General features: G+C 71.9%; 21 protein-coding genes. 12 read left to right on the top strand and 9 right to left on the bottom strand.

The window, feature by feature from the left end; all coding sequences use genetic code 11:
* Positions 1-37 precede the first annotated feature (37 nt).
* The 4 genes from AC1DXK_RS03680 (at position 38) to AC1DXK_RS03665 (ending at position 4,414) form a co-directional block, all read left to right on the top strand.
* The gene (locus tag AC1DXK_RS03680; protein WP_457105480.1) at positions 38-1,723 is read left to right on the top strand and encodes a methyl-accepting chemotaxis protein; all 1,686 of its coding nucleotides are present in this window, start codon (positions 38-40) and stop codon (positions 1,721-1,723) included.
* Between the two features lie 40 nt (positions 1,724-1,763).
* Positions 1,764-2,813 (top strand): MraY family glycosyltransferase, encoded by a 1,050-nt coding sequence (locus AC1DXK_RS03675; RefSeq protein ID WP_457105479.1) that lies wholly within the window; start codon positions 1,764-1,766, stop codon positions 2,811-2,813.
* A complete protein-coding gene (locus AC1DXK_RS03670; protein WP_477296922.1) occupies positions 2,810-3,745 on the top strand; it encodes an NAD-dependent epimerase/dehydratase family protein in 936 nt (311 codons plus the stop codon). Before AC1DXK_RS03675 ends, AC1DXK_RS03670 begins: the two co-directional genes overlap by 4 nt.
* A gap of 144 nt (positions 3,746-3,889) precedes the next feature.
* On the top strand, positions 3,890-4,414 hold the full coding sequence (locus AC1DXK_RS03665; RefSeq protein WP_457105477.1) for a SixA phosphatase family protein: 525 nt from the start codon (positions 3,890-3,892) through the stop codon (positions 4,412-4,414).
* 4 nt (positions 4,415-4,418) lie between these two features.
* On the opposite strand, the gene AC1DXK_RS03660 is transcribed toward AC1DXK_RS03665, so the two are convergent.
* Positions 4,419-5,453, bottom strand: a complete 1,035-nt coding sequence (locus AC1DXK_RS03660; protein ID WP_457105476.1) for an alpha/beta fold hydrolase — start codon at positions 5,451-5,453, stop codon at positions 4,419-4,421.
* A 207-nt stretch (positions 5,454-5,660) separates the two neighbouring features.
* Between AC1DXK_RS03660 and AC1DXK_RS03655 the strand changes: the two genes are divergently transcribed.
* Entirely contained in the window at positions 5,661-6,143 is a 483-nt protein-coding gene (locus AC1DXK_RS03655) for an Hsp20 family protein (protein WP_457105475.1), read from the top strand.
* A gap of 161 nt (positions 6,144-6,304) precedes the next feature.
* The gene (olsB, locus tag AC1DXK_RS03650; protein WP_457105493.1) at positions 6,305-7,303 is read left to right on the top strand and encodes a l-ornithine N(alpha)-acyltransferase; all 999 of its coding nucleotides are present in this window, start codon (positions 6,305-6,307) and stop codon (positions 7,301-7,303) included.
* 138 nt (positions 7,304-7,441) lie between these two features.
* Here olsB and AC1DXK_RS03645 read toward each other — a convergent pair whose 3' ends face one another.
* Complete coding sequence (locus AC1DXK_RS03645) at positions 7,442-7,891, bottom strand: RNA polymerase subunit sigma-70 (protein WP_457105474.1); 450 nt, start codon at positions 7,889-7,891, stop codon at positions 7,442-7,444.
* Between the two features lie 218 nt (positions 7,892-8,109).
* On the opposite strand from AC1DXK_RS03645, the gene AC1DXK_RS03640 reads away from it, so the two are divergent.
* The 3 genes from AC1DXK_RS03640 (at position 8,110) to AC1DXK_RS03630 (ending at position 14,861) form a co-directional block, all read left to right on the top strand.
* A complete protein-coding gene (locus tag AC1DXK_RS03640; protein ID WP_457105473.1) occupies positions 8,110-8,970 on the top strand; it encodes a Kdo hydroxylase KdoO in 861 nt (286 codons plus the stop codon).
* Positions 8,971-8,987: 17 nt separating this feature from the next.
* Complete coding sequence (locus AC1DXK_RS03635; protein WP_457105472.1) at positions 8,988-9,287, top strand: antibiotic biosynthesis monooxygenase family protein; 300 nt, start codon at positions 8,988-8,990, stop codon at positions 9,285-9,287.
* A gap of 285 nt (positions 9,288-9,572) precedes the next feature.
* Complete coding sequence (locus tag AC1DXK_RS03630) at positions 9,573-14,861, top strand: alpha-2-macroglobulin family protein (protein WP_477296919.1); 5,289 nt, start codon at positions 9,573-9,575, stop codon at positions 14,859-14,861.
* A gap of 312 nt (positions 14,862-15,173) precedes the next feature.
* Here AC1DXK_RS03630 and rlmN read toward each other — a convergent pair whose 3' ends face one another.
* Positions 15,174-16,448, bottom strand: a complete 1,275-nt coding sequence (rlmN, locus tag AC1DXK_RS03625; RefSeq protein ID WP_457105470.1) for a dual-specificity RNA methyltransferase RlmN — start codon at positions 16,446-16,448, stop codon at positions 15,174-15,176.
* A gap of 99 nt (positions 16,449-16,547) precedes the next feature.
* Here rlmN and AC1DXK_RS03620 point away from each other — a divergent pair, with 99 nt between their 5' ends.
* Positions 16,548-17,204, top strand: a complete 657-nt coding sequence (locus AC1DXK_RS03620) for a class I SAM-dependent methyltransferase (protein WP_477296917.1) — start codon at positions 16,548-16,550, stop codon at positions 17,202-17,204.
* Positions 17,205-17,298: 94 nt separating this feature from the next.
* Here the strand turns inward: AC1DXK_RS03620 and grxD are convergent, their stop codons facing one another.
* The 5 genes from grxD to recQ all read right to left on the bottom strand — a co-directional run bounded on the left by grxD (position 17,299) and on the right by recQ (position 22,679).
* A complete protein-coding gene (gene grxD, locus AC1DXK_RS03615) occupies positions 17,299-17,637 on the bottom strand; it encodes a Grx4 family monothiol glutaredoxin (RefSeq protein WP_043347809.1) in 339 nt (112 codons plus the stop codon).
* 29 nt (positions 17,638-17,666) lie between these two features.
* Complete coding sequence (locus AC1DXK_RS03610) at positions 17,667-18,173, bottom strand: DUF29 family protein (RefSeq protein ID WP_477296915.1); 507 nt, start codon at positions 18,171-18,173, stop codon at positions 17,667-17,669.
* Between the two features lie 23 nt (positions 18,174-18,196).
* Complete coding sequence (locus AC1DXK_RS03605; RefSeq protein WP_007568343.1) at positions 18,197-18,433, bottom strand: BolA family protein; 237 nt, start codon at positions 18,431-18,433, stop codon at positions 18,197-18,199.
* A 24-nt stretch (positions 18,434-18,457) separates the two neighbouring features.
* Positions 18,458-20,683 carry a phosphoribosylformylglycinamidine synthase subunit PurL gene (purL, locus tag AC1DXK_RS03600; protein ID WP_477296910.1) on the bottom strand — a complete coding sequence of 742 codons (2,226 nt, stop codon included), beginning with the start codon at positions 20,681-20,683 and terminating at the stop codon, positions 18,458-18,460.
* 154 nt (positions 20,684-20,837) lie between these two features.
* Positions 20,838-22,679, bottom strand: coding sequence for a DNA helicase RecQ (recQ, locus tag AC1DXK_RS03595; RefSeq protein WP_477296908.1), 1,842 nt, complete (start codon positions 22,677-22,679; stop codon positions 20,838-20,840).
* An 83-nt stretch (positions 22,680-22,762) separates the two neighbouring features.
* Between recQ and AC1DXK_RS03590 the strand changes: the two genes are divergently transcribed.
* Positions 22,763-22,990 carry a type II toxin-antitoxin system VapB family antitoxin gene (locus AC1DXK_RS03590; protein ID WP_457105465.1) on the top strand — a complete coding sequence of 76 codons (228 nt, stop codon included), beginning with the start codon at positions 22,763-22,765 and terminating at the stop codon, positions 22,988-22,990.
* Positions 22,990-23,391 carry a type II toxin-antitoxin system VapC family toxin gene (locus AC1DXK_RS03585; protein ID WP_477296906.1) on the top strand — a complete coding sequence of 134 codons (402 nt, stop codon included), beginning with the start codon at positions 22,990-22,992 and terminating at the stop codon, positions 23,389-23,391. Before AC1DXK_RS03590 ends, AC1DXK_RS03585 begins: the two co-directional genes overlap by 1 nt.
* Before the next feature lie 145 nt (positions 23,392-23,536).
* Here the strand turns inward: AC1DXK_RS03585 and denD are convergent, their stop codons facing one another.
* Complete coding sequence (denD, locus tag AC1DXK_RS03580; protein ID WP_477296904.1) at positions 23,537-24,514, bottom strand: D-erythronate dehydrogenase; 978 nt, start codon at positions 24,512-24,514, stop codon at positions 23,537-23,539.

The raw sequence follows: 24,514 nt of genomic DNA, 5'->3' as shown, positions 1-24,514 counted from the left end.
ACCCTCGGTCCTCCTCCAGGACCGAGGGCGAAGTGACATGCGCACCGGTATCTCGATCGCGGCCAAGCTCGGGGGATGCCTCGCCGCCCTTGTCCTGGTCATCGCCGCCACGAGCGGCCTCTCGCTGTCCGAGCTGCGCAGCGTCAACGCCACCGCGGCGGAGCTGCGCGACGTGCGCGTACCCACCACCGATGCGCTCGGGCGGATCGGCGTCCTCATCATGCGCCAGCGGGTCAATGGCGGACGCCTGATCACCGCCGACACGCCGGAGCTGCGCGCAGAGGTCGCGGCCATGATCGCCAAGCGCGGCGCGCAGCTCGCCGCGCAGTTCGCCCGCTACGAGGCCGAGCCGCTCACACCGGCCGAGCGCGAGTCCTACGCGGCCCTTCGCCGGAACCTCGATACCTACACCGCCCTGCAGACGCAGGCTCTGGACAAGGCCACGTCCGGCGACGTCGGCGGCGGTCAGCGGATCTACAACACGACGATGTCGGCCGGCATCAACGCCGTCCTGAGCGAGTGGGACCGGCTGGTCGACCTGAACGCCGCCGGCTCCCAGGCGAGCGGCACGCTGATCGAGGAGACCTACGCGGCCGCCAACCGGAACATGCTGGCGCTCGCCGGCCTCGCCCTGGTCGTCGCCCTGGTCGCCCTGGTGATGGTGCTGCGCGGCGTCAGCCGACCGCTGCGGGCGATTTCCGCGGCGACGCAGCGCCTCGCCGCGGGCGATACCGAGACCGAGATCCCGGGCCGGAGCCGCCGGGACGAGATCGGTGCGCTGGCCGGATCGGTCGTGGTGTTCCGCGATAATCTGATCCGGAGCCGCGCCCTCGAGGCGGAGACCGCCCTGGCCCGTGCGGACGCCGAGACCCAGCGCCGGGTCGCGACCCATGCCCTGGCGGACGCCTTCGAGCAGGCGGTGGGCGGCATCGTCGGCGGCGTCTCGGCGGCGGCCACCGAGCTGGAGGCCACCGCCCGGTCCCTGACCGGCAGCGCGACGGATGCGGCCGGGCAGTCGGGCACGGTCGCGGCGGCCGCCGGAGAGGCGGCGGCCAACGTCAACACCGTGGCGGCCGCTGCCGAGGAGCTGGGCTCCTCCGTGCAGGAGATCAGCCGGCAGGTCAGCGGCTCGGCCGAACTCGCCCGCATCGCCGTCGCGGAGGCGACCGATACGGTGGCGCTGGTGCAGGACCTGAGCAAAGCGGCGGCGAAGGTCGGCGACGTGGTGGCGCTGATCTCCGGCATCGCCGCGCAGACCAACCTGCTGGCGCTCAACGCCACCATCGAGGCGGCCCGGGCCGGCACCGCGGGGCGCGGCTTCGCGGTGGTCGCCTCCGAGGTCAAGGCGCTCGCCGAGCAGACCGCCCGGGCCACTGAGGAGATCACCGGCCAGATCGGCCGGATCCAGTCCTCCACCGGGCAGGCCGCATCGGCGATCGACGGGATCGGCCGGCGCATCCGCGAGATCGACGGCGTGGCGACGAGCATCGCGGCGGCCGTGGAGCAGCAGGGCGCAGCGACACAGGAGATCGTCCGCAACGTCGCCGAGGCGGCCGCCGGCACCGGCGCGGTGACCGGCACCATCGCGAGCCTCGCCCAGTCGGCCGAGGAGACCGGCGCGGCGGCGGCCCAGGTTCTCGGAGCCGCCTCCGAGATGTCGCGCCAGTCCGAGCATCTGACCGCCGAGGTCGGGCGCTTCCTTGCCACCGTGCGGGCGGCGTAAGGTACTCACGGTCGCATCGCGGATCGGTTAGGACGGCGCCATGCCGTCCGATTTACCCTCCGCCCTGCCGACGCTCCTCCTCCTCGCCGTTCCGCTCGCTGCCGCCCTGTCGGCCGGGCTGATCCTGCGCCTGCGTCCACTGCTGCAGCGCTACGCCCTGGCGCGGCCCAACGCCCGCTCCAGCCACACCGTCCCGACCCCTCAAGGCGGCGGGATCGCGGTGGTCACGGCCCTCGTGACGATCTCGGGCCTGCTGATCGCGGCACCCGAGATCGGCGGCCGGCCGGACTGGATCTGGCTCGCCGGATGCACCCTGGCCCTGGCGATCCTGGGCGCCATCGACGACGTCAGGCCGCTCCCGGCCGCGCTGCGCCTCGCCGCGCAGGCGGTGGCGGTGGGGCTGCTGGTCTGGCACCTGGACGGACGGCTGCTGCCCGGCCTCCCCCTCGGGCTCGAGCGCGCCTTCGCCCTGCTGGCGGGGCTGTGGTTCGTGAACCTGACGAACTTCATGGACGGTCTCGACTGGATGACCGTGGCCGAGATCGTCCCGGTCGCCGGCGCGCTCCTCCTGGCCGGCCTCGTCGGACACCTGCCGCCGCTGCCGACCCTGGTGGCGGCCAGCCTCCTGGGCGCAATGCTCGGCTTCGCGCCGTTCAACCGACCCGTCGCGAAGCTCTTCCTCGGGGATGTCGGGTCGCTGCCGATCGGGCTCGTCACCGCCTGGCTGCTGTGCCAGCTGGCCCTGGCGGGCGGCCTCGCCGCCGCCCTGCTGCTGCCGCTGGTGTATCTCGCCGATGCCAGCCTGACGCTCACCGCCCGGGCGGCCCGGGGCGAGCGGATCTGGGAGGCCCATCGCGGACACTATTACCAGAGGGCGACCGTCAACGGGCTTAGGGTCCCGGCCGTTGTGGGACGGGTGTTCGCGGTCAACCTCGCGCTGACCATGCTCGCCGCCGCGACCTTGCTTTGGCCGTCCTGGCTGGTCACGCTCGCCGCCCTGGCAGCCGGGCTCGCCCTGGTCGCCGCCCTGCTCCGCCGCTTCGCCCGCGCCCCGGCGCCGGCCCCAGCCGAAGGTGCCGCACAACCGTGACCGGACTCATCGCGCTCACCGGGGCGACCGGCTTCATCGGCCGCCATCTGCTCGCCGACCTCACCGCGCGCGGCTACCGGGTCCGCGTGCTGCTGCGCCGGCCGACCACCGTGCCGGAGGGTGCCGCGAGCGCGGTGGTCGGCGACCTGACCCGCCCGATCAACATGGCGGCGGCCCTCAGCGGCGTGGACGCGGTGGTGCATTCGGCCGGCCTCGCCCATGCCAATCTCGGCCCGACGCCGTCGGGTGCCCCGGAGGACGATTACCGGACGCTCAACACCGAGGCGACGCGCAGGCTCGCGGAGGCCGCGGCGCGCGCGAAGGTGCGCCGCTTCGTGTTCCTGTCCTCGATCCGCGCCCAGGTCGGGGCGAGCGCGCCGGGCGTGGTCGGCGAGGAGGATCCTGCCAACCCCACCGACGCCTACGGCCGCTCCAAGCTGGAGGCCGAGCGGGCGCTCGCCGAAACCGGGCTGGATTGGGTCGCCCTGCGCCCGGTGCTCGTCTACGGGGCGGGGGTGAAGGGCAACATGGCCGCCCTCCTGCGCCTGGCGCGCAGCCCCTATCCGCTGCCGCTGGGCGGCCTCGCGGCGCGGCGCTCGCTGATCTCCCTGGAAAGCCTGTCGGGCGCCGTCGAGGCGGTGCTGGCGGCCCCCGTCCCCCTGAACCGCGCGCTCATCGCCGCCGATCCGGATCCGCTCAGCCTGCCCGAGATGATCGCGTCCCTGCGCCGGGGCCTCGGCCGTGGCCCCGGCCTCGTGCCGGTTCCGGCCGGGCTCGTCAGACTGGCCTGCCGGATGACCGGCCGGGACGCGCAGTTCGCCCGGGTCGCCGAAGGGCTCGTCGCCCGCGCCGACGGGCTCGCGGCGCTGGGCTGGCGGCCGGCCGCACCGACCCCGGACGGCCTTGCCCGGCTGGCGCGCGATGGCGGCTGAAGGCGGGGCAGGAACGGAGCGGGGAACGTCGCGGTTCCTGCCCGCGGCGCCTTCGGCTAACCCGGGGGAAAGACCACGGCCCCGCGTCCGGCAGGCCCGGGTCGGGGTCCGGCAACGCCTACAGGTTCGTCCCAGAGGTTCCTCATGCGCAGGCTGATCCTGCTCCGGCACGCCAAGTCGGACCGCCCGCCGGGCGTGGCCGACCACGAGCGCCCACTCAACGACCGCGGACGACGCGCCGCCCCGACGGTGGGCGCCCACCTCGCACGGGAGGGCCTGTGCCCGGATCTCGCCCTGGTCTCGACCGCCGCGCGGACGCGCGAGACCTGGGCGGCGATGGAGGCCGCCCTCGGCCACCCCGAGACACGCTGGCAGTCCGAGATCTACGAGGCGCCGGCGCGCCGGATCCTCGCGGTGATCCGGCAGGCGCCCGATGCGGCGGCCACCCTGATCGTGGTCGGCCACAATCCGGGCCTCGGCGACCTCGCGGCGGACCTCGCGGGGTCCGGGCCGCGGGCGGCCCGGGACCGGCTGGCCCTGGAATTTCCGACGGCCGCCTACGCGGTGATCGATTTCGACGGCGACCTCTGGGCGGAGATCGCGCCGGGCCGAGGCCGCCTGGACCGGTTCGTGCGCCCGCGGGACATCGACCCGGATCTCGGGGGCTGACGCCTCAGGCGACCGGCACCACGACGGCGTGCGCCTCGACCTCCGCGTGGGTTGGGAGGGGCGAGCCCGGCACGAAGGCCTCGAAGGCCGCCCAGAAATCCTGCCGGATCGCGTCCCGCTCGGTCAGGATCTCGTGCCGGGAATCCGGCAGGACCAGGATGTGGCCGGCCTTCAGCCGCGCCGCGAACCGCTCGGTGTCCGGCGTGCCGCAGACCGGGTCGGCGCCCGCCGCGACGATCAGGGTCGGCAGCGTGATGCGTGGCGCCGTCCGCGGGTCGCGCAGGCGCGCCATCGCCCGGAACGCCTCGGCGAGCCACGCGATCGTCGGGTCGCCGACCGCTCCGGCCCCCACCTGCCGCGCCGCCGCGGCGTTGCGGGCGTAGCGGACGGGATCGCGCGCGAGGCGGTTGCCGGCGTAGGGATTGGTGGCGATCGAGACCGGCTTGCCGAGCGGGATGTACCGGCTCCCGAGGCCCAGACGGTGCAGGCCCTGGGACAGCAGCGCGGCGCCGGCCGGCCAGCGGACCATCCGGATCGACAGCATCGGCGCCAGGGCCACCAGCCGCCGGAACGGCAGCCAGCCGTCGAGGGCACCGAGGAGGGCGACGCATCCCCCCATGGAATGCGCGAGGCCGACATGCGGCTCGGGCATCAGCGGCACCAGCACGGTCTCGGCCACGGCCCTGAGGTCGAGCCGATACTCGTCGAACCGGGCGACGTGGCCCTTGTGCGGATCGTCCACCCGCCGATCCGATTCGCCCTGGCCGCGCCAGTCGAAGGCGACGACCGCGAAGCCCCGCCCCCGCAGCTCGTGGATCGTCTCGTAGTACTTCTCGATGAACTCGGCCCGGCCCTGGAGCAGGCAGACGGTGCCCCGGCAGGTGCGCGCCGTCGTCTGCCAGTAGGCCGCCCGCAGGGTGCAGTCGTCGCGCGTGCCGACCGCGATCAGCGTGCCGCCCGGCGGGACCGGGTTGTCGGGCGTGCTGCGCAGGGTCAGGAGCGGCGGCTCGCGCCCGGTGTCACCGTCGAAGCGTCTCACAAGCCTCACCTCTGCGCGTCCGTGCATCGCCGGCATGCACCCGCCGACCGTAGCGAAAAAAATTGCGTTTCCTGCCATCGCCCCGGGTCTTGAAGCCCGATTTTCCCCCTCCGATATCTCGTCTGTGCCGGCCGTCAGGCGGCACGAAAGGCGGGTCCGGCCCATCGGGCGGACCGGAATTGCATGTTGCTCAGACGAGGATATGTCATGCGTCAGTTCGATCTCGCTCCCCTCTACCGTTCCACCGTCGGCTTCGACCGCCTGTTCTCCGCTCTCGATCAGTTCGCGAGCGCCGAGGCGGCTCCGACCTATCCGCCCTACAACATCGAGCGGACCGGCGAGAACGCCTACCGCATCACCGTCGCGGTCGCCGGCTTCACCGAGTCCGACCTGTCGATCGAGGTGCGGGAGAACGCCCTCACCCTGAAGGGCGAGCGCTCGGCCGAGGGCAAGGCGGAATTCCTGCACCAGGGCATCGCGGCCCGCGCCTTCGAGCGCCGGTTCCAGCTCGCCGACCACGTCCAGGTGACGGGCGCGGCGCTCGAGAACGGCCTCCTCCACATCGACCTCGTGCGCGAGGTCCCGGAGGCGAAGAAGCCCCGCCGCATCCAGATCGCCACGGCGGCGCGCCCGAGCGCCCCGGTGATCGAGGGTGACGTCCGCAAGGACGCGGTCCAGCAGGCCGCCTGATCCCTTCTCGCGCGGAACTGTCAGGTCCCAATCAGGTCCTTGGAGCGCCCCGGCCCCCGGCCGGGGCGCTTTCTTGCGTCGGGTGTCATAATGGCGTGTGGCCGACATGCTCTCTGTCGGATTCGACGGTGCAGGGACGCGCACCCGGAGTGAACCCGACCATGGTCGCCAATCTCGCCCGCGGAGCCTACAGCGCGCTCGGAGCCGGCTGGCACAGGGGCGTGCAGTGGGGCGTCGGCGCGCCGATCGCCAAGCTGCGCCGCCGGCCGATCCCGCTTCCGGTCGTCGACGGCGCGAACGGAATCGCCGACCTCCTCTCGGCCGAGCGTCCGATCCGCCTGCCCGAGCCGTTCGAGGGCCGCAGCCTCGGCCGCATCGGCAGCCTGGAGGTGCGGCTGGCGACGCGGAAATCCGAGATCCGGCGCGCCCAGCGGCTGCGCTACAAGGTCTTCTACGAGGAGATGTCGGCGGCCCCCTCCGCGCTCGCCGCCCTGTCCCGCCGCGACGTCGACGGCTACGACGCCGTCTGCGACCACCTCCTCGTCCTCGACCACGCCGCCGCGAAGCGGAAGAAGCCCTTCGTCGAACCGCGCCCGAAGGTCGTCGGCACCTACCGGCTGCTGCGCGGCGAAGTGGCCGAGCGGCATACCGGCTTCTATTCCGAGAGCGAGTACGACCTCGCGCCGCTGCTCGCCGCACAGGGACACCGGCGGATCCTGGAACTCGGCCGCTCCTGCGTTCTCAAGCCCTACCGGAGCAAGCGCACCGTCGAGCTGCTGTGGCAGGGGATCTACGCCTATGTCCTGCATCACCGGATCGACGCGCTGATCGGCTGCGCGAGCCTGGAGGGCACCGATCCGGACCGGCTGGCGCTGCCGCTCGCCTTCCTGCACCACCATGCCCGCGCGCCTGAGGCTTGGCGCGCGCAGGCGCTGCCGGAGCGCGCGGTGAGGATGGACCGGATGCCGCGCGAGGCGGTGGATGCCAAGGCCGCCCTTCAGGCGCTGCCGCCCCTGGTCAAGGGCTACCTGCGCCTCGGCGCCACCTTCGGCGACGGTGCGGTGATCGACCGTCAGTTCGGCACGACGGACGTGTTCGTCACGCTGCCGGTCGAGGCGATCGGAGCCCGCTACCGGGGGCACTTCGCGCCAGCGGAGTAAGAGTGCGGGCGATCGGAGGCGAGGGTCCGCACCGTCTTTGCGAGCGGAGCGAAGCAATCCAGGGCAGCGCGACCACGCTGAGCGTGGCGATGCTGGGTTGCTTCGCTCCGCTCGCAATGACGAAGGCGCGGCAGCCCCTTAAAGATCCCCCAGCGCCAGCTGACCCTGGTTGCGCGCCTTCGGCGGCGCGGCCTTGCGCTCCTTGGTCCGGGCCGGGGCGGCACGCGCGGCCGCCGGCTTCCTGGGCTTCGGATCGCCGCGCATCCGGGCCACCGCCTTGTCGCGGGCGACCGCCTCCGGGGCGCTCGGATCGTCGGTCAGCCACTTGCCGCGCTTGATCACCTCGTTCACGCGGCCCTGGTTGACCCCGACCTTGAAGGCGATCTCCTGCTGGGTCATGCCGGTCGTGGCGTGGAGGTCCAGGATCGCCCGGGCGAGTTCCGGGGTCATCTTCTGCCCCGTCAGCCGGCGGGCCGGCTTGACCGTGCGGGTCGCGCGGTCGCGCTCCCGCAGGCGCTCGAGGAGCGCCAGCGCCATGTTCATGCCATGCTCGCGCAGGGCTTCCTCGAACTCTTTCAGGGTCGCCATCGGCGCCATCCTCCGCCGGGCTCTCGGGCCGGTATCTCGCGGGAGAACGTGCCGGGAACGCCACAGTTGCGCAAGCGCCTGGGACAGGCACCCGCTCCGGTGTCGGTGGACGACAGGTGTCATCCACCGGAAATCCCGGCCGGCCACCGCCCCTGGCCTCCCCGCAGCGGCTCGTTTACAGGGGGCTCACCCGTTCCGGCAGGCCCAGCCCGCGCTCGATGATCAGCCCGATCCGCAGAATCGCCCCCGGCGAAACGCCCGGCGCCCTGGCCCGGGAGCTGGAGGCGGGGGCGGTCCTGCTCTTCCCGGACCTGCCCTTCCCGTTCAGCGATTTCGAGCGCCGGTTCACCGAGCGGCCCTTCGCGGACGGCAAGGCCAAGAACGTCAACATCCGCGGCGAGGCCGCGGTGTTGCGCGGCGCGGCCGGCACCCCGGAGGAGCAGGAGGCCCTGCGCCAGCTCCTGATCCGCTACCGGGCCTTCGCCCGGGAGCTGATCGGCGCCTACCTGCCCCAGTATCTCGACCGGGTGAGCCTCGCCGGCACCTCCTACCGTCCCTTCGACGTCGACCGGCGCAAGCTCAGCTGGCGGCGCGACGACACCCGGCTGCACGTCGACGCCTTCCCGTCGAACCCGATCGGCGAGAGGCGGATCCTGCGGGTATTCCGCAACATCAACCCGGCGGGCGAGCCGCGCCGCTGGCGCGTCGGCGAGGATTTCGGATCGATGGCGGACAGGTTCCTGCCGCGGCTGCCGGGCTATTCGCCGCTCTCGGCCCGCCTGCTCGCCGCGCTGCGCATCACAAAGGCCAGGCGCTCGGAATACGACCACCTGATGCTGAACCTGCACGACGCCCTCAAGCAGGACGAGACCTATCAGGCGTCGGCGCCCCAGGCCGACGTGGAATTCCACCCGGGCGAGACCTGGGTGACCTTCTCGGACCTCGTGATGCACGGGGCGATGGGCGGCCGCTACATGCTGGAGCAGACCGCCTATCTGCCGGTCGCCGCCCAGGCCGACCCATCCTTGAGCCCGCAGCGCATCCTGGCGGCCAAGCTCGGCCGCCCTCTTCGCACCTGAGAGAGGGACGTCAGACCATGATCCTCGAGATCGCGCAGATCGAGATCAAGCCCGGCCTGGAAGCCGAATTCGAGGCGGGCATCACCGAGGCCTCGGCGATCTTCAAGCAGGCCAAGGGCTGCCGACACTTCGAGGTGCGTCGCTCGATCGAGCACCCGCAGCGCTACCGGCTGCTGATCCACTGGGACACGCTGGAGGCCCACACGAAGGACTTCACCGGCTCGCAGCCCTGGCAGGATTACCGCGCGCTGGTCTCCCACTGCTTCGCCGGGCCGGTGGCCGTCGAGCATGCCGAGCAGGTGCTGAAGGCGTTTTGAACGGAGCCGCTTTGCGGCAAGTCCCGCGCTGGGTCCCGGGTCGCATTCCGCTAGCGCTGCATGCGCCCGGGAAAAGGCGTCGCGATCCATCCTGCGCCGCCCTTTCCCGGACAGGTGGAGCGGAGCGGAACCTGATCCGGGATCCAGCGCGGGAAGTGCCGCGAGAGCGGCTCCGAATAAGCCGAAGCGGTCCGCAGCGTTGCGACGCAGGCCGCCGGTGCTAGGCTCCCGCGCGACTGGCCCCGACGCGAATCATCGGGGACGCGGCAGGTGGGGAGCAGGCTGATGACGCGGCTCGGACGGCTCGCGGGTGCCCTGGCGCTCCTCGGATGGGCCGCGGGACCGGCTCTCGCCCAGACCCCGCCGGCCGCCCGCACCGCACCGCGTCCGGTGACGACGGTGTCCGTGCCGTTCGCCAAAAGCTTCGTCCGGCCGGACCTCGCCAGCGCCGCGGTCCGCCTGGAGACCGCGCTCAAGGCGGAAGCCGCCGGTCCGCTGCGGCCGGCCGGCCAGTCCCGGGCCGCCGGGCTGGCCCTGCTCGCCGCCGACAAGCCCGACGAGGCCCTCGCATCCCTTGCCGCCGCGGTGGCGGCCGACCCGGCCGACGGGCGCAACTGGCAGTCGTATGCCCGCGCAACTTCGGTAGCCCTGGGCACGCTCGAGGACAACGATTACCAGGGCCGGGCGCGCCTGCGCGGGCGGGCGACGGCCGCCGCCTATCGCGCCTACGAGCGCGCCGGCACGGCCGCCGACGCCGCGGCGTCACTGGCGGCTCTCGGCGCCGCGGAGGCGGAGCAGGAATCCTGGCGCCCGGCGCTGGACGCCTACGCGGCGAGCCTCGCCCTGGCCGAGACCGGCCCGGTCCGCGAGACCTACGAGACCCTGCGGGCGCAGCACGGCTTCCGCATCCTCGACTACAAGGTCGATTCCGACGCGGCCGCCCCGCGGGCCTGCTTCACCTTCTCGGACGCGATCAAGCCCAAGACCGACTACGCGCCCTTCGTCGCCGTGTCGGGCAGCAGCGCGGCCGCGGTGACCGGGGAGGGCTCCCAGGTCTGCGTCGACGGCCTCAAGCACGGCGGCCGCTACGCCATCGTGGTGCGCCAGGGCCTGCCCTCCGCGGTGGGCGAGAGCCTGCTCAAGGCCGCCGATTACGAGATCTACGTCCGCGACCGCGCCCCGCAGGTGCGCTTCACCGGCCGCAACTACGTCCTGCCGCGCACCGGTCAGGCCGGCGTGCCCCTCGTCTCGGTGAACGCGCCGAAGCTCGACGTCGAGGTGCTGCGCATCGGCGACCGCGGCCTGCTGCCGACCCTGCGCTCCGAGGACTTTCTCGGCCAGCTCAGCGGGGCCACCGCCCGGACGATCGCCTCCGAGAAGGGGCAGCGCGTCTGGAAGGGCACCCTCGACACCGCCAAGGCCGAGCTGAACCAGGAGGCGGTGACCGCCTTCCCGGTCCTGCAGGCGGTGGGCAAGCTGGAGCCCGGCCTCTACGTCATGCTGGCCCGCCCCTCGGGCGTGGCCGCCTCCGACGAGGAGTACGACACCCAGGCGACCCAGTGGTTCGTGGTCTCGGATCTGGGGCTCACCGCCACCAAGGGCCGGGACGGGGTCACCGTGGTCCTGCGCTCGCTCGCCTCCGCGCAGGTGATGGCGGGCGCCGAGATCCGGCTGATCGCCCGCAACAACGAGGTGCTGGGCACCCGCACCACGGATTCGCAAGGTCACGCCGCCTTCGATCCGGGGCTCGCCCGCGGGGAGGGCGGCACGGCGCCGAGCCTCGTGGTCGCCCAGGCGGGTGGCGATTACGGCTTCCTCGACCTCAACCTCGGCGCCTTCGACCTCACCGACCGCGGCGTGAAGGGAAGGCCCGAGACCGGCGGCCTCGACGCCTACCTGTTCCCGGAGCGGGGGGTCTACCGCACGGGCGAGACCGTCCAGCTCACCGCTCTCCTGCGCGATCCCCGCGGCGCCGCCGTGCCGGACCTGCCGCTGACCCTGGTGGTCAAGCGTCCGGACGGCGTCGAGTACCGGCGGGTCTCGGTGCCCGACCAGGGGCTCGGCGGCCGGGCGCTGCAGCTGCCGCTCCTGTCGGGGGCGATGCACGGCACGTGGCGGGTCTCCGCCTACACCGACCCGAAGGCGCCCGCGCTCGGCGAGACCAGCTTCCTCGTGGAGGATTACGTCCCCGAGCGGCTGGAGGTGACCCTCAAGGCCCGGCAGCCGGCCCTGAACCGGGGCGAGGCCGCGCGGGTCGACGTCGCCGCCCGCTACCTCTACGGCGCCCCGGGGTCTGACCTCGACGTGTCGGGCAGCGTCGTGGTGCAGGCCGCCGCGTCGAGCGGCATCAAGGGCCTGGAGGGCTATGCCATCGGCCTCGACGACGAGGCCGTGGAGCCGGTCACGCAGGAACTTCAGGATCACGCGACCACGAACCCGCAGGGCAACGCCGTCGTGACGGTGCCGGTGCCGCAGGTCGCCGCCCCCCGCGCGCTGGAGGCGAAGATCACCCTGGCGGTCGGCGAGCCCGGCGGCCGGGCTCTGTCGCGCAGCCTGACCCTGCCGATCCTCCCGGCCGGCCCGGTCCTCGCTCTGCGCAAGGGCTTCGCGGAGCTCAAGGACGGCGGGAATGCGGCCTTCGACGTGGTCTTCACCCAGCCGGACGGCGTGCTCCTGGGCCGACCGGGGGTGACCTGGACGCTGTCGCGGATCGATTCCGCCTACCAATGGTACCGGGCGGACGGGCGCTGGTCCTTCGAAGCGGTCAAGACTGCCCGGCGCGTCGCCAGCGGCACCGTCGACCTCAAGGTCGCCGGCCCGAGCCGGATCGAGGCGCCGGTGGGACTCGGCCGCTACCGGCTGGAGGTCTCGACCCCGGGCGCGCCCGAGGCGACCGCGAGTCTCGGCTTCGAGGTGGGCTGGGGCGGCTCCGAGACCGCGGAGGCGCCCGACCTCCTCGATCTGACCCTCGATAAGGCCGCCTACGCGGCCGGCGACACCCTGCGGGCCAAACTCAGCCCGAAGTTCAAGGGTCAGGCCAGCCTGATGGTGGTCAGCGACCGCGTGCACGAGACCCTGGAGGTCAGCGTACCGGAGGGCGGCACCACGGTGAGCCTGCCGGTGAAGGCCGAATGGGGTGCCGGCGCCTACCTGGTGGCCACCGCCTACCGGCCTCTCGATCAGGCGGCCAAGCGCCTGCCCGGCCGGGCGCTGGGACTGGCGTGGTTCTCGGTGGACCGGGAGCGGCGCAGCCTCGGCGTTGCCGTGAAGGCACCGGAGCGGGCGCGCCCGCGCCAGGACCTGACCCTGCCGGTCCAGCTCACGGGGCTGAAATCCGGCGCGCCGGCGCGGATCACCGTGGCCCTCGTCGATGTCGGCATCCTCAACCTGACCCGCTACGCGGCGCCGGACCCGACCCAGTACTTCCTCGGCCAGCGGGCGCTCGGGCCGGAGGTCCGCGACCTCTACGGCTACCTGATCGACGGCATGCAGGGATCGGCCGGGGCGATCCGCTCCGGCGGCGACGCGGGCGGCGGCGAGCTCGCCGATTCCCCGCCGACCCAGGCGCCGCTGGCGCTCTACTCCGGAATCGTCACCGTGGGACCGGACGGCGCGGCCAGCGTCACCTTCCCGATCCCGGCCTTCAACGGCACCGGCCGCGTCATGGTCACCGCCTGGAACGGCGACCGGGTGGGGCAGGCGCAGGCCGACGTGATCATCCGCGATCCGGTCGTGCTCAGCGCCACGCTGCCGCGCTTCCTCGACACCGGCGACCGCTCGCGCCTGTTCGTGGCCCTCGACAACGTCGAGGGGCAGGCGGGCGCGTACACGGTCGACCTGAGTCCGACCGGCCCGGTCGTGGTCGGAGCCAGCGCGCTGCGCCAGACGCTGCGGCTGGAGGCGGGCGCCAAGGGCCAGTTCGCGGTCCCGCTCACCGCCGCCGGACCGGGCACGGCCCGCCTCGACCTCGCTCTGTCGGGGCCCGGCCTCCCGGCCGCCCTGAACCAGAGCTTCGCCCTCGGGATCTCGCCGGGGACCGGGGCCCTGCTGCGCCGCTCGGTGCGCAGCCTCGCCCCTGGGGCGAACCTGACGCTGACCTCGGATCTCCTCGCCGACCTGCAGCCGGGCACCGGCAGCGTCTCGCTCTCGGCCACGCCCCTGCCGGGGGTCGACGTGGCGGCCCTGCTCCGGGCGCTCGACCGCTACCCCTACGGATGTTCCGAGCAGGTGGTGAGCCGGGCGATGCCACTGCTCTACGTCAACAAGCTCGCGACCCTGGAAAAGCTCGCCCTCGATGCGGGCGCCGACGACAGGGTGCGCGAATCGATCGAGCGGCTGCTCGCCCGCCAGGATTCGAGCGGCGATTTCGGCCTGTGGTCGGCGCAGGGGTCGAGCGACCTGTGGCTCGACGCCTACGTGACCGACTTCCTCACCCGCGCTCGGGAGCGCAACTTCGCGGTGCCGCAGAAGGCCTTCGCCCAAGCCCTCGACTACCTGCGCAACGCGGTGGCCAACGCCACCGAGGTGCGCAACGGCGGCGCCGACCTTGCCTACGCGGCCTACGTGCTCGCCCGGAACGGCCGGCCTGTGATGGGCGACCTGCGCTACCTCGCCGACACCAAGATCGGCGACTTCTCCTCCGCCTTCGGGCGCGCGCAGCTCGCCGCCGCCCTGGCGCTGCTGGGTGACCGCGGCCGGGCCGCCAAGGCGATGGAGTCGGCGCTCACCGTGCTCCGCACCGACCGCGACAAGGGCCTGTACCGGGCCGATTACGGCTCCCGCCTGCGCGACGGGGCCGGGTTGATCACCCTGGCGGCTGAGAGCGGGCTGACGCAGAGCGCCCTCGGTCCGGTCGCGGCGGCCCTCGGCGAGGAGCAGCAGTCCGAGCGGGCGACGAGCACGCAGGAGAATGCCTGGTTGGTGCTCGCCGCCGAGAGCCTGTCCAACGAGGCGGGCGCCCTGTCGTTCACCCTGGACGGCGCGCCGCAGACCGGGATGCTCGCCCGGGTCTACCGGGAGGCGGCCCTAGCCGAGCAGGGCGTGCAGCTGGTCAATACCGGTCGCGCGCCGGTGCAGGTGGCCGTGACCGTCAACGGCAGCCCCCTGGCGCCGGAGCCGGCGGCGCAGCAGGGCTACACGATCGAACGGAGCTTCCGGCGCCTCGACGGCAGCGTCGTCGACCCCGCGAGCGGCCTGCGCCAGAACGACCGGCTGGTGGTGGTGCTCAAGGTCACCGAGGCCAAGGCGGAGGCCGCGCGGCTCCTGCTGGTCGATCCCCTGCCGGCGGGTTTGGAGATCGACAACCCGAAGCTGCTGGACGCCGACGCGCTCCAGGGGCTCGCCTTCGCCAAGTCCGACGTGCAGCCGGTCCACACCGAGTTCCGCGACGACCGGTTCGTGGCGGCCTACGAGCGGGAGCCGAGCCAGTCGGCCTTCTTCACCGTGGCCTACACGGTCCGGGCGGTCGCGCCCGGAACCTACGTGCATCCCGGCGCCACCGTGGAGGACATGTACCGGCCGGCGCGGTTCGGACGGACCGCCTCGGGCAGCGTGACGGTCGGGGCGGCGAAGTAGGGCGCCGTTCGGGGGCGTCGGTCGACGTCAGCTCGCCGTCATCGCGCGCGCGGCGAAGCGGCCCAGGGCAGCGGGACACCGGCCGTCGTGGCGCTGCTGGATTGCGTCGCTGCGCTCGCAAAGACGGCGACCCGCCACCCAGATCTTACGGAACTCCAACTCTCACCCCTCATCCTGAGGTGCCGGAGCGCAGCGAAGGCCTCGAAAGAGGCCTCCAGCAACCGCAAGTCTCTCTGGAGGGCTCCTTCGAGGCGGCTTCCCCGCACCTCAGGATGAGGGGTGAGAGTTGGACGCCTTCCGTTGGACCGTCGCTCAATCGTCGAGGCCGGCGTAGAATCCCTCCACGCCGATGCCCTCTTCCTGCATCATCCGGGCGCGGGCGCGCAGCTTCTCGGTCTCGCTCTTGAGCTGGCCGCAGGCCGCCAGGATGTCCCGGCCGCGGGGCGTGCGCACCGGCGAGGCGTAGCCGGCGTTGAACACGATCTCGGAGAAGCGCTCGATCCGGTCCCAGTCGGAGCATTCGTAGCGGCTGCCCGGCCAGGGATTGAACGGGATCAGGTTGATCTTGGCCGGAATGCCCTTGAGCAGGCGCACCAATTCCCGGGCATCGGCGTCCGAATCGTTGACGCCCTTCAGCATCACGTATTCGAAGGTGATCCGGCGGGCGTTGCTCAGGCCTGGATAGGATCGGCAGGCGGCAAGCAGCTCGGCGATCGGGTATTTCCGGTTGAGCGGCACCAGCTCGTTGCGTAGGTCGTCGCGCACGGCGTGGAGCGAGATCGCCAGCATGGCGTTGGCCTGCTCGCCGAGTCGGGAAATCTGCGGCACGACCCCCGAGGTCGAGACCGTGATCCGGCGACGGGACAGGCCGAGACCCTCCTGGTCCGACATGACGCCGACTGCGTCGACCACCGCGTCGAGATTGTAGAGGGGCTCGCCCATGCCCATGAACACGATGTTGGTCACGAGCCGGCCGACCTCTCCGGCCCCGCCCGCGTCCCGGCTCGGCATCTGGCCGGGCCAGTCGCCGAGTTCGTCCCGGGCGGTGACGAGCTGCTGCACGATCTCAGGGCCTGATAGGTTGCGCACAAGGCGCTGCGTGCCGGTGTGGCAGAACGAGCAGGTGAGGGTGCAGCCGACCTGGCTCGACACGCACAGCGTGCCGCGATCGGGACCGGGGATGTAGACGCACTCGATCTCGGCGCCGCGATTGTGCTCCTGCCGGTTGGTCGGGGCCATACGCAGCAGCCACTTGCGGGTGCCGTCGCGGGACACCTGCCGGCTCGCCACCTCGGGCCGCTCCAGGGTGAAGTGCTCGGCGAGCTGCGCCTTCAGGGCCTTGCCGACATTGGTCATCTCGGCGAAGTCGGCCACCCCGCGGAAATTGACCCAGTGCCAGATCTGGCCGGAACGCATCCGGCTCTCGCGCTCGGGCACCCCCATGCCGACGAGCTGCGCCTTGAGGGCGTCGCGGGTCAGGCCGACCAGCGACGGGCGGCGGCCGGGCAACGCCTCGGGAAGGAAATCGGGCGCCTTCTCGATCGCGGCATCGGCCGCGCGGGCGCTGTCGAGCGACGGCGTCGCCATGGCGTTCAAACGATCCATACGATGGGAAAGGGTCTGATATAGGCGATCGCGGCGACGAATGCGAATGCGCGCCGCCCACAGGGGACCTGACGAAGAGCCATGGCGACCGACACCCGAGCCGGGCAGGCGATCTACAATCCGCGGACGCTGCAGCTCTACGATCTCGTCGTGCTGCGCCTATCGAATCCGCTGATCTGGCGCTGCCCGACGGCGCGGATCCTGGACCTCTACGACCGCCACGCGGGCTCGGCGCATCTCGATGTCGGCGTCGGGACCGGCTGGTATCTCGACCGGTGCCGCTTTCCCGCGCCGGCGCCGCGCATCGGCCTGATGGACCTCAACGCCGACAGCCTCGCCTTCGCGGCCGACCGGATCGCGCACTACCGGCCCGAGACCTACCGCGTCGACGTGCTCGGCGCCCCGGCCACCGGCCTCGCGCCGTTCGACTCGATCGGGATGACATACCTGCTGCACTGCCTGCCCGGGGACATCGCCGCGAAGGCGAGAGCCTTCGACACGGTGCGGCCGTGCCTGCGGGACAGTGGTGTCGTCTTCGGCGCCACGATCCTGTCCGGGGGCGTCCCGACCACGGCCGCGGCGCGGTCGCTGATGCGGCTCTACAACCGCAAGGGCGTGTTCTCGAACGCCGCCGACACCCTGCCGGCCCTGCGCGCGGCGCTGGACCGGCGCTTTCGATCGGTGGCGATCACGGTCGTCGGCTGCGTCGCCCTGTTCGTCGCACGGGACCCGCGCTGATTCGACCATCGCCTTCGCTCGCCCCGCAGGGACAGGGATCACACGAAAAAGGGCGCCCGCAGGCGCCCCGATCCGTCCGGCCCGTCAGAAAATGTCAGGCGGCAGCGGTCTTCACCGGCACGCCCTTCTCGGCCAGGAAGGTCTGCAGCTCGCCGGACTGGAACATCTCGCGGGTGATGTCGCAGCCGCCGACGAACTCGCCCTTCACGTAGATCTGCGGGATCGTCGGCCAGTTGGAGAAGGCCTTGATGCCCTCGCGGATGCCCTGGTCGGCCAGGACGTTCACGCCCTTGAACGGCACGCCGAGGTAGTTGAGGATCTGCACCACCTGACCCGAGAAGCCGCATTGCGGCATCTGCGGCGTGCCCTTCATGAACACCACTACGTCCTGGGAGGCGATCTCGTTCTGGATGGTCGTGTTGGCGTCGGTCATCGGGTCGATCCTTGTTCCTGGTCCGTGATCTAGTGATGGTCGGTGGGGGATTTCAACACTGCAGCCAAGCGTTCCAGCGCGACGTCCATGTCGAAGTCCGGAGCCAGCAGCTCTTCCGGCACGAAGGGCAACGTCTGCGACAATCCGCCGACGAGCGTGTCGCCGTGGACCCTCAGCTGCACGTCGGCATTCGCCTGCGCGTCGCGCCAGAGTGCCTGCCAGTCGATCCGCTGCCGCATCGCCGGCGTGTAGTTCCGTCGCGCCGCGCTCTGGAACGCCACCACCTCGGCGCGCCATGACCGGGTGGATTGCGCCGCAGGCGCGGACATGTACTTGAGCACGTGCACGAGGAGTTGCAGCAGGAGGCTCTCGACGCCGCGGATCTCAGACCGGCCCAAGGTCTCGATCTCCTCGATCACGTTCTCCCAATCGACGGCGTTCGAGAGATCGCTGCGGGCGGCGAGCGCGCGCAGGGCCGCCGCCTGCTCCTCGGCCCAGGTCACGATGTCGTCGTCGTAGAGACTCGGTCGGTCCATCGGGAGAACGCCCGCGAGAGGGCTCAATCCTGCGGGACGCCCGTGGTCAGCGCAAGGGCATGGAGCACGCCGCCCATCCGGCCCTGGAGGGCGCCGTAGACCATCTGGTGCTGCGCCACCCGGGTCTTCCCTTTGAAGGCCGCCGACAGGACGGTGGCCGCGTAATGGTCGCCGTCGCCGGCGAGGTCGCGGATCTCCACCTGCGCGTCCGGCAGGGCCTCGCGGATCATGCGCTCGATCTCGCCCGCATCCATCGGCATCGGGTCACTCCTGGGCAGTAGGGGTCAGGACGCCGGCGCGGCCGGCTGGCTCGCCATGTAGGCGGGCAGCCAGCCCTCGTGCGCCGCGCTCAGCTCGGCGAGCGGTATGGTCTCGCCGCCCGGCAGGGTCAAACGGTCGGAGCCGGTGACACCGACCACCGCCGCGTCGATGCCCTGCGCCGAGGCGCTGTAGAGCAGGTCGCTCGCCGCTTCCGGATCGACCGCCAGCAGGTAGCGGCCCTGGTCCTCGCCGAACAGGTAGGCGTGGGGGGCAAGAGCCACGGGCACCTCGGGCAGGGCTGCGCCGAGCCCGCCGGCCATGGCCATCTCGGCGAGCGCCACCGCGAGGCCGCCATCCGAGAGGTCGTGGACCGTGTCGACGGTCCCGGACTGGATCAGGGTGCGGACGAAATCGCCGTTGCGGCGCTCCAGGGCGAGGTCGACGGGCGGCGGCGCGCCCTCCTCGCGGCCCTCGATCACCGACAGGTAGGCGGACTGGCCGAGCCAGCCCTCGCCGGAGCCGATCAGCACCAGCACGTCGCCCTCGCGCTTGAGGGCGATCGTGGCGTGGCGGGCCACGTCGTCGAGCACGCCGACGCCGCCGATGGTCGGGGTCGGCAGGATGCCGACGCCATTGGTCTCGTTGTAGAGCGAGACGTTGCCGGACACGACCGGGAAGTCCAGCGCCCGGCAGGCCTCGCCGATGCCCTGCAGGCAGCCGACGAGCTGGCCCATCACCTCGGGCTTCTCGGGATTGCCGAAGTTCAGGTTGTCGGTGATGGCGAGCGGCTTGGCGCCGACGGCCGTGATGTTGCGCCACGCCTCGGCCACCGCCTGCCGGCCGCCCTCGACCGGGTCGGCCTCGCAGTAGCGCGGGGTGACATCGCAGGTCAGAGCGAGGCCCTTCGGCCCGTCCTCGACCCGGACGATGGCGGCGTCGCCGCCGGGCTTCTGCACGGTGTTGCCCAGGATGAAGTGGTCGTACTGCTCGAAGACCCAGCGCTTGGACGAGAGGTCCGGGGAGCCCACCAGGCGCTTGAGCGCATCGGTAAGCGAGGCGGGGGCCGGGACCTCCGAGGCCGCGATCACCGGCTGGTGGGTATTGGCCAAGTGCGGCCGGTCATAGAGCGGCGCCTCGTCGCCGAGTTCCTTGATCGGAAGGTCGGCCACGGTCTCGCCGTGCCACTTGATCACGAAGCGCAGCGTGTCGGTGGTCCGCCCGATCACCGCGAAGTCGAGACCCCACTTCACGAAGATGGCTTCCGCCTCCGCCTCCATGCCGGGCTTGAGCACCATGAGCATGCGCTCCTGGCTCTCGGAGAGCATCATCTCGTAGGGGGTCATGCCCTCTTCCCGGGCCGGGACCTTGTCGATGTCGAGTTCGACGCCGAGGTCGCCCTTGGCGCCCATCTCCACCGCCGAGCAGGTAAGGCCGGCCGCGCCCATGTCCTGGATGGCGATGACGGCCCCCGAGGCCATCAGTTCCAGGCACGCCTCCAGCAGCAGCTTCTCGGCGAAGGGGTCGCCGACCTGCACGGTCGGGCGCTTCGACTCGGACGCCTCGTCGAACTCGGCCGACGCCATGGTGGCGCCATGGATGCCATCGCGGCCGGTCTTGGAGCCCAGATAGACGATCGGGTTCCCGACGCCGGCGGCGGCCGCGTAGAAGATGCCGTCGGTGCGGGCGAGGCCCACCGCCATGGCGTTGACCAGGATGTTGCCGTCGTAGCGCCGGTGGAAGCCGGTGAGGCCGCCGACCGTCGGCACGCCGAAGGAGTTGCCGTAGCCGCCCACGCCCGCGACCACGCCGGAGACGAGGCTGCGCGTGCGCGGATGGTCGGGGGAGCCGAAGCGCAGSGCGTTSAKCGCCGCGATCGGCCGCGCGCCCATGGTGAAGACGTCCCGCAGGATGCCACCGACACCGGTCGCCGCGCCCTGGTAGGGCTCGATGTAGCTCGGGTGGTTGTGGCTCTCCATCTTGAAGACGCAGGCGAGACCGTCGCCGATGTCGATGACGCCCGCGTTCTCGCCCGGCCCCTGGATCACGTGCGGCCCCGAGGTCGGCAGCCCGCGCAGGTGCTTGCGCGAGGACTTGTACGAGCAGTGCTCGTTCCACATCGCCGAGACGATGCCGAGTTCGGTCAGCGTCGGGTCGCGCCCGATCAAGCCGCGGAAGCGGTCGTACTCATCCGGCGTCAGGCCGTGCTGGGCCACGAGTTCGGGGGTGATCGGAACGTCGTTGCGGAACATGCGGCGGTCTCGACGAAGGCGGTCCGGGAGCCCCGCAGGACCCTCGACATGATACGCGACCCGGACCGGGCGGCGTGCGGCGGCTGCGACGGATTAGTGCGTTCCGCCACCGCGTTGCAATACGCCGGCTGTCCCGACCGTGTATGGAGGCCGGTCACGCCGCCGGCGGATGGGCCAGGAAATCGGCGATCGCCGCCACGAACTTGTCGCCGTAGGCCTCGCGCTTGCGCTCGCCGACCCCGTGGACGGTGCGCAGAGCCCAGAGGTCGACGGGCTTCTGGCGGGCCATCTCGATCAGCGTGCGGTCGGGAAAGACCATGAAGGCCGCGATCCCTTCGGCACGCGCCAGGGTGGCGCGCAGGCCGCGCAGATGCTGGAACAGCGCCTCGTCGCCCTCCGACAGGGCGATCTCGCCGTCCTCGCGCGGGGCTGCGCGGCGGCGATCCCGCGATTCGGCCTTCGGCTCCGGATCCGGTCGGAGCTGGACCGGCTCCCGGCCGAACAGGATCGCCTCGCCCTTCTCGGTCATGGAGAGGCCGCCGAAGCCGTCGGCGTTCTCGGCGATGGCCCCGGCCGCGAAGAGCTGGCGCAGGATCGCGCGCCACGCCGCCACCGGCTTGTCGGCCCCGACCCCGAAGGTCTTGAGGCTCGCGTGGCCGTTGCGGCGGATCTGCTCGCTCTCCTTCCCGTGGACCACGTCGCAGATATAGGCCGCGCCGAAGCGCTGGCCGGTGCGCACGATCGCCGAGAGGATCTTCTGCGCCGAGACGGTCCCGTCCACCAGGGTGACGCCGCCGCGGCACAGGTCGCAGCGGCCGCAGGCTCCGCTCGCCTCGCCGAAATAGGCGAGCAGCGACTGGCGCCGGCAGGTGGCGCCCTCGCACAGGGTGATCATCGCCTCGAGCTTGCGCCGCTCGACCCGGCGGCGCTCGTCGGAGATCTCCTTCTCGTCGATCTGGCGGCGGCGGAGCGCCATGTCGTCGAGGCCGTAGAGGGTCAGCGTGTCGGCGGGCAGCCCGTCGCGCCCGGCCCGGCCGATCTCCTGGTAGTAGCCCTCGACGTTGTTGGGCATGTCGGCGTGGCAGACGAAGCGCACGTCCGGCTTGTTGATGCCCATGCCGAAGGCGATGGTGGCGGTCATCACCACGCCGTCCTCCTGCAGGAACCGGTCCTGGTTGCGCATCCGCGTCGCTTGGTCGAGGCCGGCATGGTAGGGCAGGGCGTCGAACCCGTCCTTCTTGAGGGTCTCGGCGAGCTGCTCGGTGCGCTTGCGCGAGGAGCAGTAGATGATCCCGCTCTCCGCCCTCCGGTGCTTCAGGAAGCGCTCGATCTGCCGGGCCGGGTTGTCCTTCGGCTGGAAGGTCAGGCGGATGTTCGGCCGGTCGAAGGAATGGACGAAGATCTTCGGCGGCCGGTCCTGCGGGAACAGCCGCTCGGCGATCTCCGCGCGGGTGGCGGCATCGGCGGTGGCGGTGAGCGCCAGGGTCTGGACGTTGCCGAGCGCCGTCCGGGCGCGGGCGATCTCCCGGTATTCGGGCCGGAAATCATGGCCCCATTGCGAGACGCAGTGCGCCTCGTCCACCGCGAGCCGCCGGACGCCGGCCCCGCGCAGGGCCTCGATGCAGCCGTCCATGAGCAGGCGCTCGGGGGAGACGAACAGCAGCCGCAGGTCGCCCGAGCGCAGGGTGCGCCAGGTCTCACGGGATTCCGCCTCGCCCACCGTCGAATTGAGGGTCGCGGCCTGGATGCCGACGCTCTTCATCTGCTGCACCTGATCGTGCATCAGCGCGATGAGCGGGGAGACCACGACGGTCAGCCCCGGATCGACCAGGGCCGGCAGCTGGTAGGTCATCGACTTGCCAGAGCCCGTGGGCATCACGGCGAACACGTCGGCGCCGTCCAGCACCGCGCCGATCACCTCGTCCTGGCCGGGTCGGAAATCCTCGTAGCCGAAGGTTTTTTTCAGCGCGGCGCGGGCCTCGTCGAGGCGGGTCATCGGCATCCTTGATCGGGTGTCTGCACCGGGCTTGCGGCGCGGATGTGTAGACACTAGCCTCGCATGTCTACACGGAGGCGATCGTGCCGCTCAACATCCGCAGCGAAGAGGTGAATCAGCTGGCCGAGAAGCTGGCATCGCGGGCCGGCGTGAGCAAGACCGAGGCGGTGCGGATCGCGCTCGAGAACGAACTGAAGCGGCGCGTGCCGCTCGCGGAACGGCTGAAGCCCCTCCTCGACAGGATGGATGCCGTACCGCGCACGGGCCTCGAGGCTGACAAGGCGTTCTACGACAGCCTGAACGACGAGTGATGTTCGTCGACGCCTCGGCCCTCGTGGCGATCCTGACCGCGGAGCCGGAGCGCCCCGTCCTGCTGGACTGCCTCGACGGCGCGGTGACACCGCTCACCTCGGGCCTCGCCATCTTCGAGACGGTGGTCGCCGTGGCACGCAAGAAGGCATTGTCCGTGGCCGAGGCCGAGGCGGAAGTCGATGCGTTCATCCGCGTCGCCGGTCTGGGCATCGTGCCCATCGCCGAGGCCGTGAGCGCTCAGGCTCTCGCGGCCCACGCCCGCTACGGAAAGGGCCGCCACCCCGCACGCTTGAACCTCGGCGACTGCTTCGCCTATGCCTGCGCGCAGGTGCACGGCTTGCCGCTGCTCTACGTCGGCGACGACTTTCCGCAGACCGACATCCGCTCGGCGCTCGGCTGACCGCCCGTTCGCATGTGATGCCGGGTCGCAGATCTCGGCACCGCCGTCTCTGCGAGCGAAGCGAAGCAATCCAGTGCGCCGCGTCCTTTAATGGCGCGCCGCCCTGGGTCACTTCGCCGCGCTCGCGATGACGGCGAGCGGGGCCTCAGCCGCCGTGGAACTCGGCCACGTGCTGCGCCACGATGGCGTCGAAGGATGCATCCGCCCGGAAGCCCAGAGCGAGGGCCGCCTCCGGCTCGAACGCCTCCGGCCAGGAGCCGACGATCCGCGCGATGGTGGCGTCGGGGACGCGCCGGATCAGCGCCACGGCCTTGTCGCCCGCCGCGCGGCGCAGGGCCTCGATCTCCTCGGCGACGGTCGCCGAGACGCCCGGCATGGTCAGGCTGATCCGCGGGCCGATCGCCGCGAGGTCGAGCCCGGCCGCGTGGACGAGGAAGCCCACCGCCGCGGCGGGGCTGGCGAACCAGTGCCGGACCGTGTCGGGCACCGGCAGGATTGCCTCCTGGCCGGCCAGCGGCTCGCGGATGATGCCCGAGAAGAAGCCCGACGCCGCCTTGTTGGGCTTGCCGGGGCGCACGCAGATGGTCGGCAGCCGCAGGCCGATCCCGTCGAGGAAGCCGCGCCGCGCGTAGTCGGCGAGCATCAGCTCGCCCATGGCCTTCTGGACACCGTACGAAGAGGCCGGCCGCAGGATGTGGTCGTCCGGGATGACCTGCGGGAAGGGGGGCCCGAACACGGCGAGCGAGGAGGTGAAGACCAGCTTCGGCCGGTAGCCGTCCGCCGCGTTGGCATGCCGGATCGCGTCGAGGAGCAGCCGCGTGCCGTCGAGGTTGACCCGGTATCCGAGTTCGAGGTTCGCTTCGGCCTCGCCGGAGACCACCGCGGCGAGATGGAAGATCACCCCCGGCCGCTCGGCGATGGCGGCTTCGGCGGCGCCGGGGGCCGTGAGGTCCGACGCCTCGGCCCGGACCGGCCCGGAGAAGCCCGCTGGCGCCGCGGGCGGCACCACGTCGAGCAGGGTCAGGGCGCTGAGCGTCTGGCCGCCCACCTGTCCGTCCTTCACCAGGGCATCCACGAGGCGGCGGCCGATCATACCGGCGGCGCCGAGAATCAGGGCGTGCAT

It is taken from the genome of Methylobacterium sp. P3_A11 (assembly GCF_056403155.1).
The sequence above is the reverse complement of the archived record's forward strand: the minus strand, read 5'-3'. Positions and strand labels throughout refer to the sequence as shown.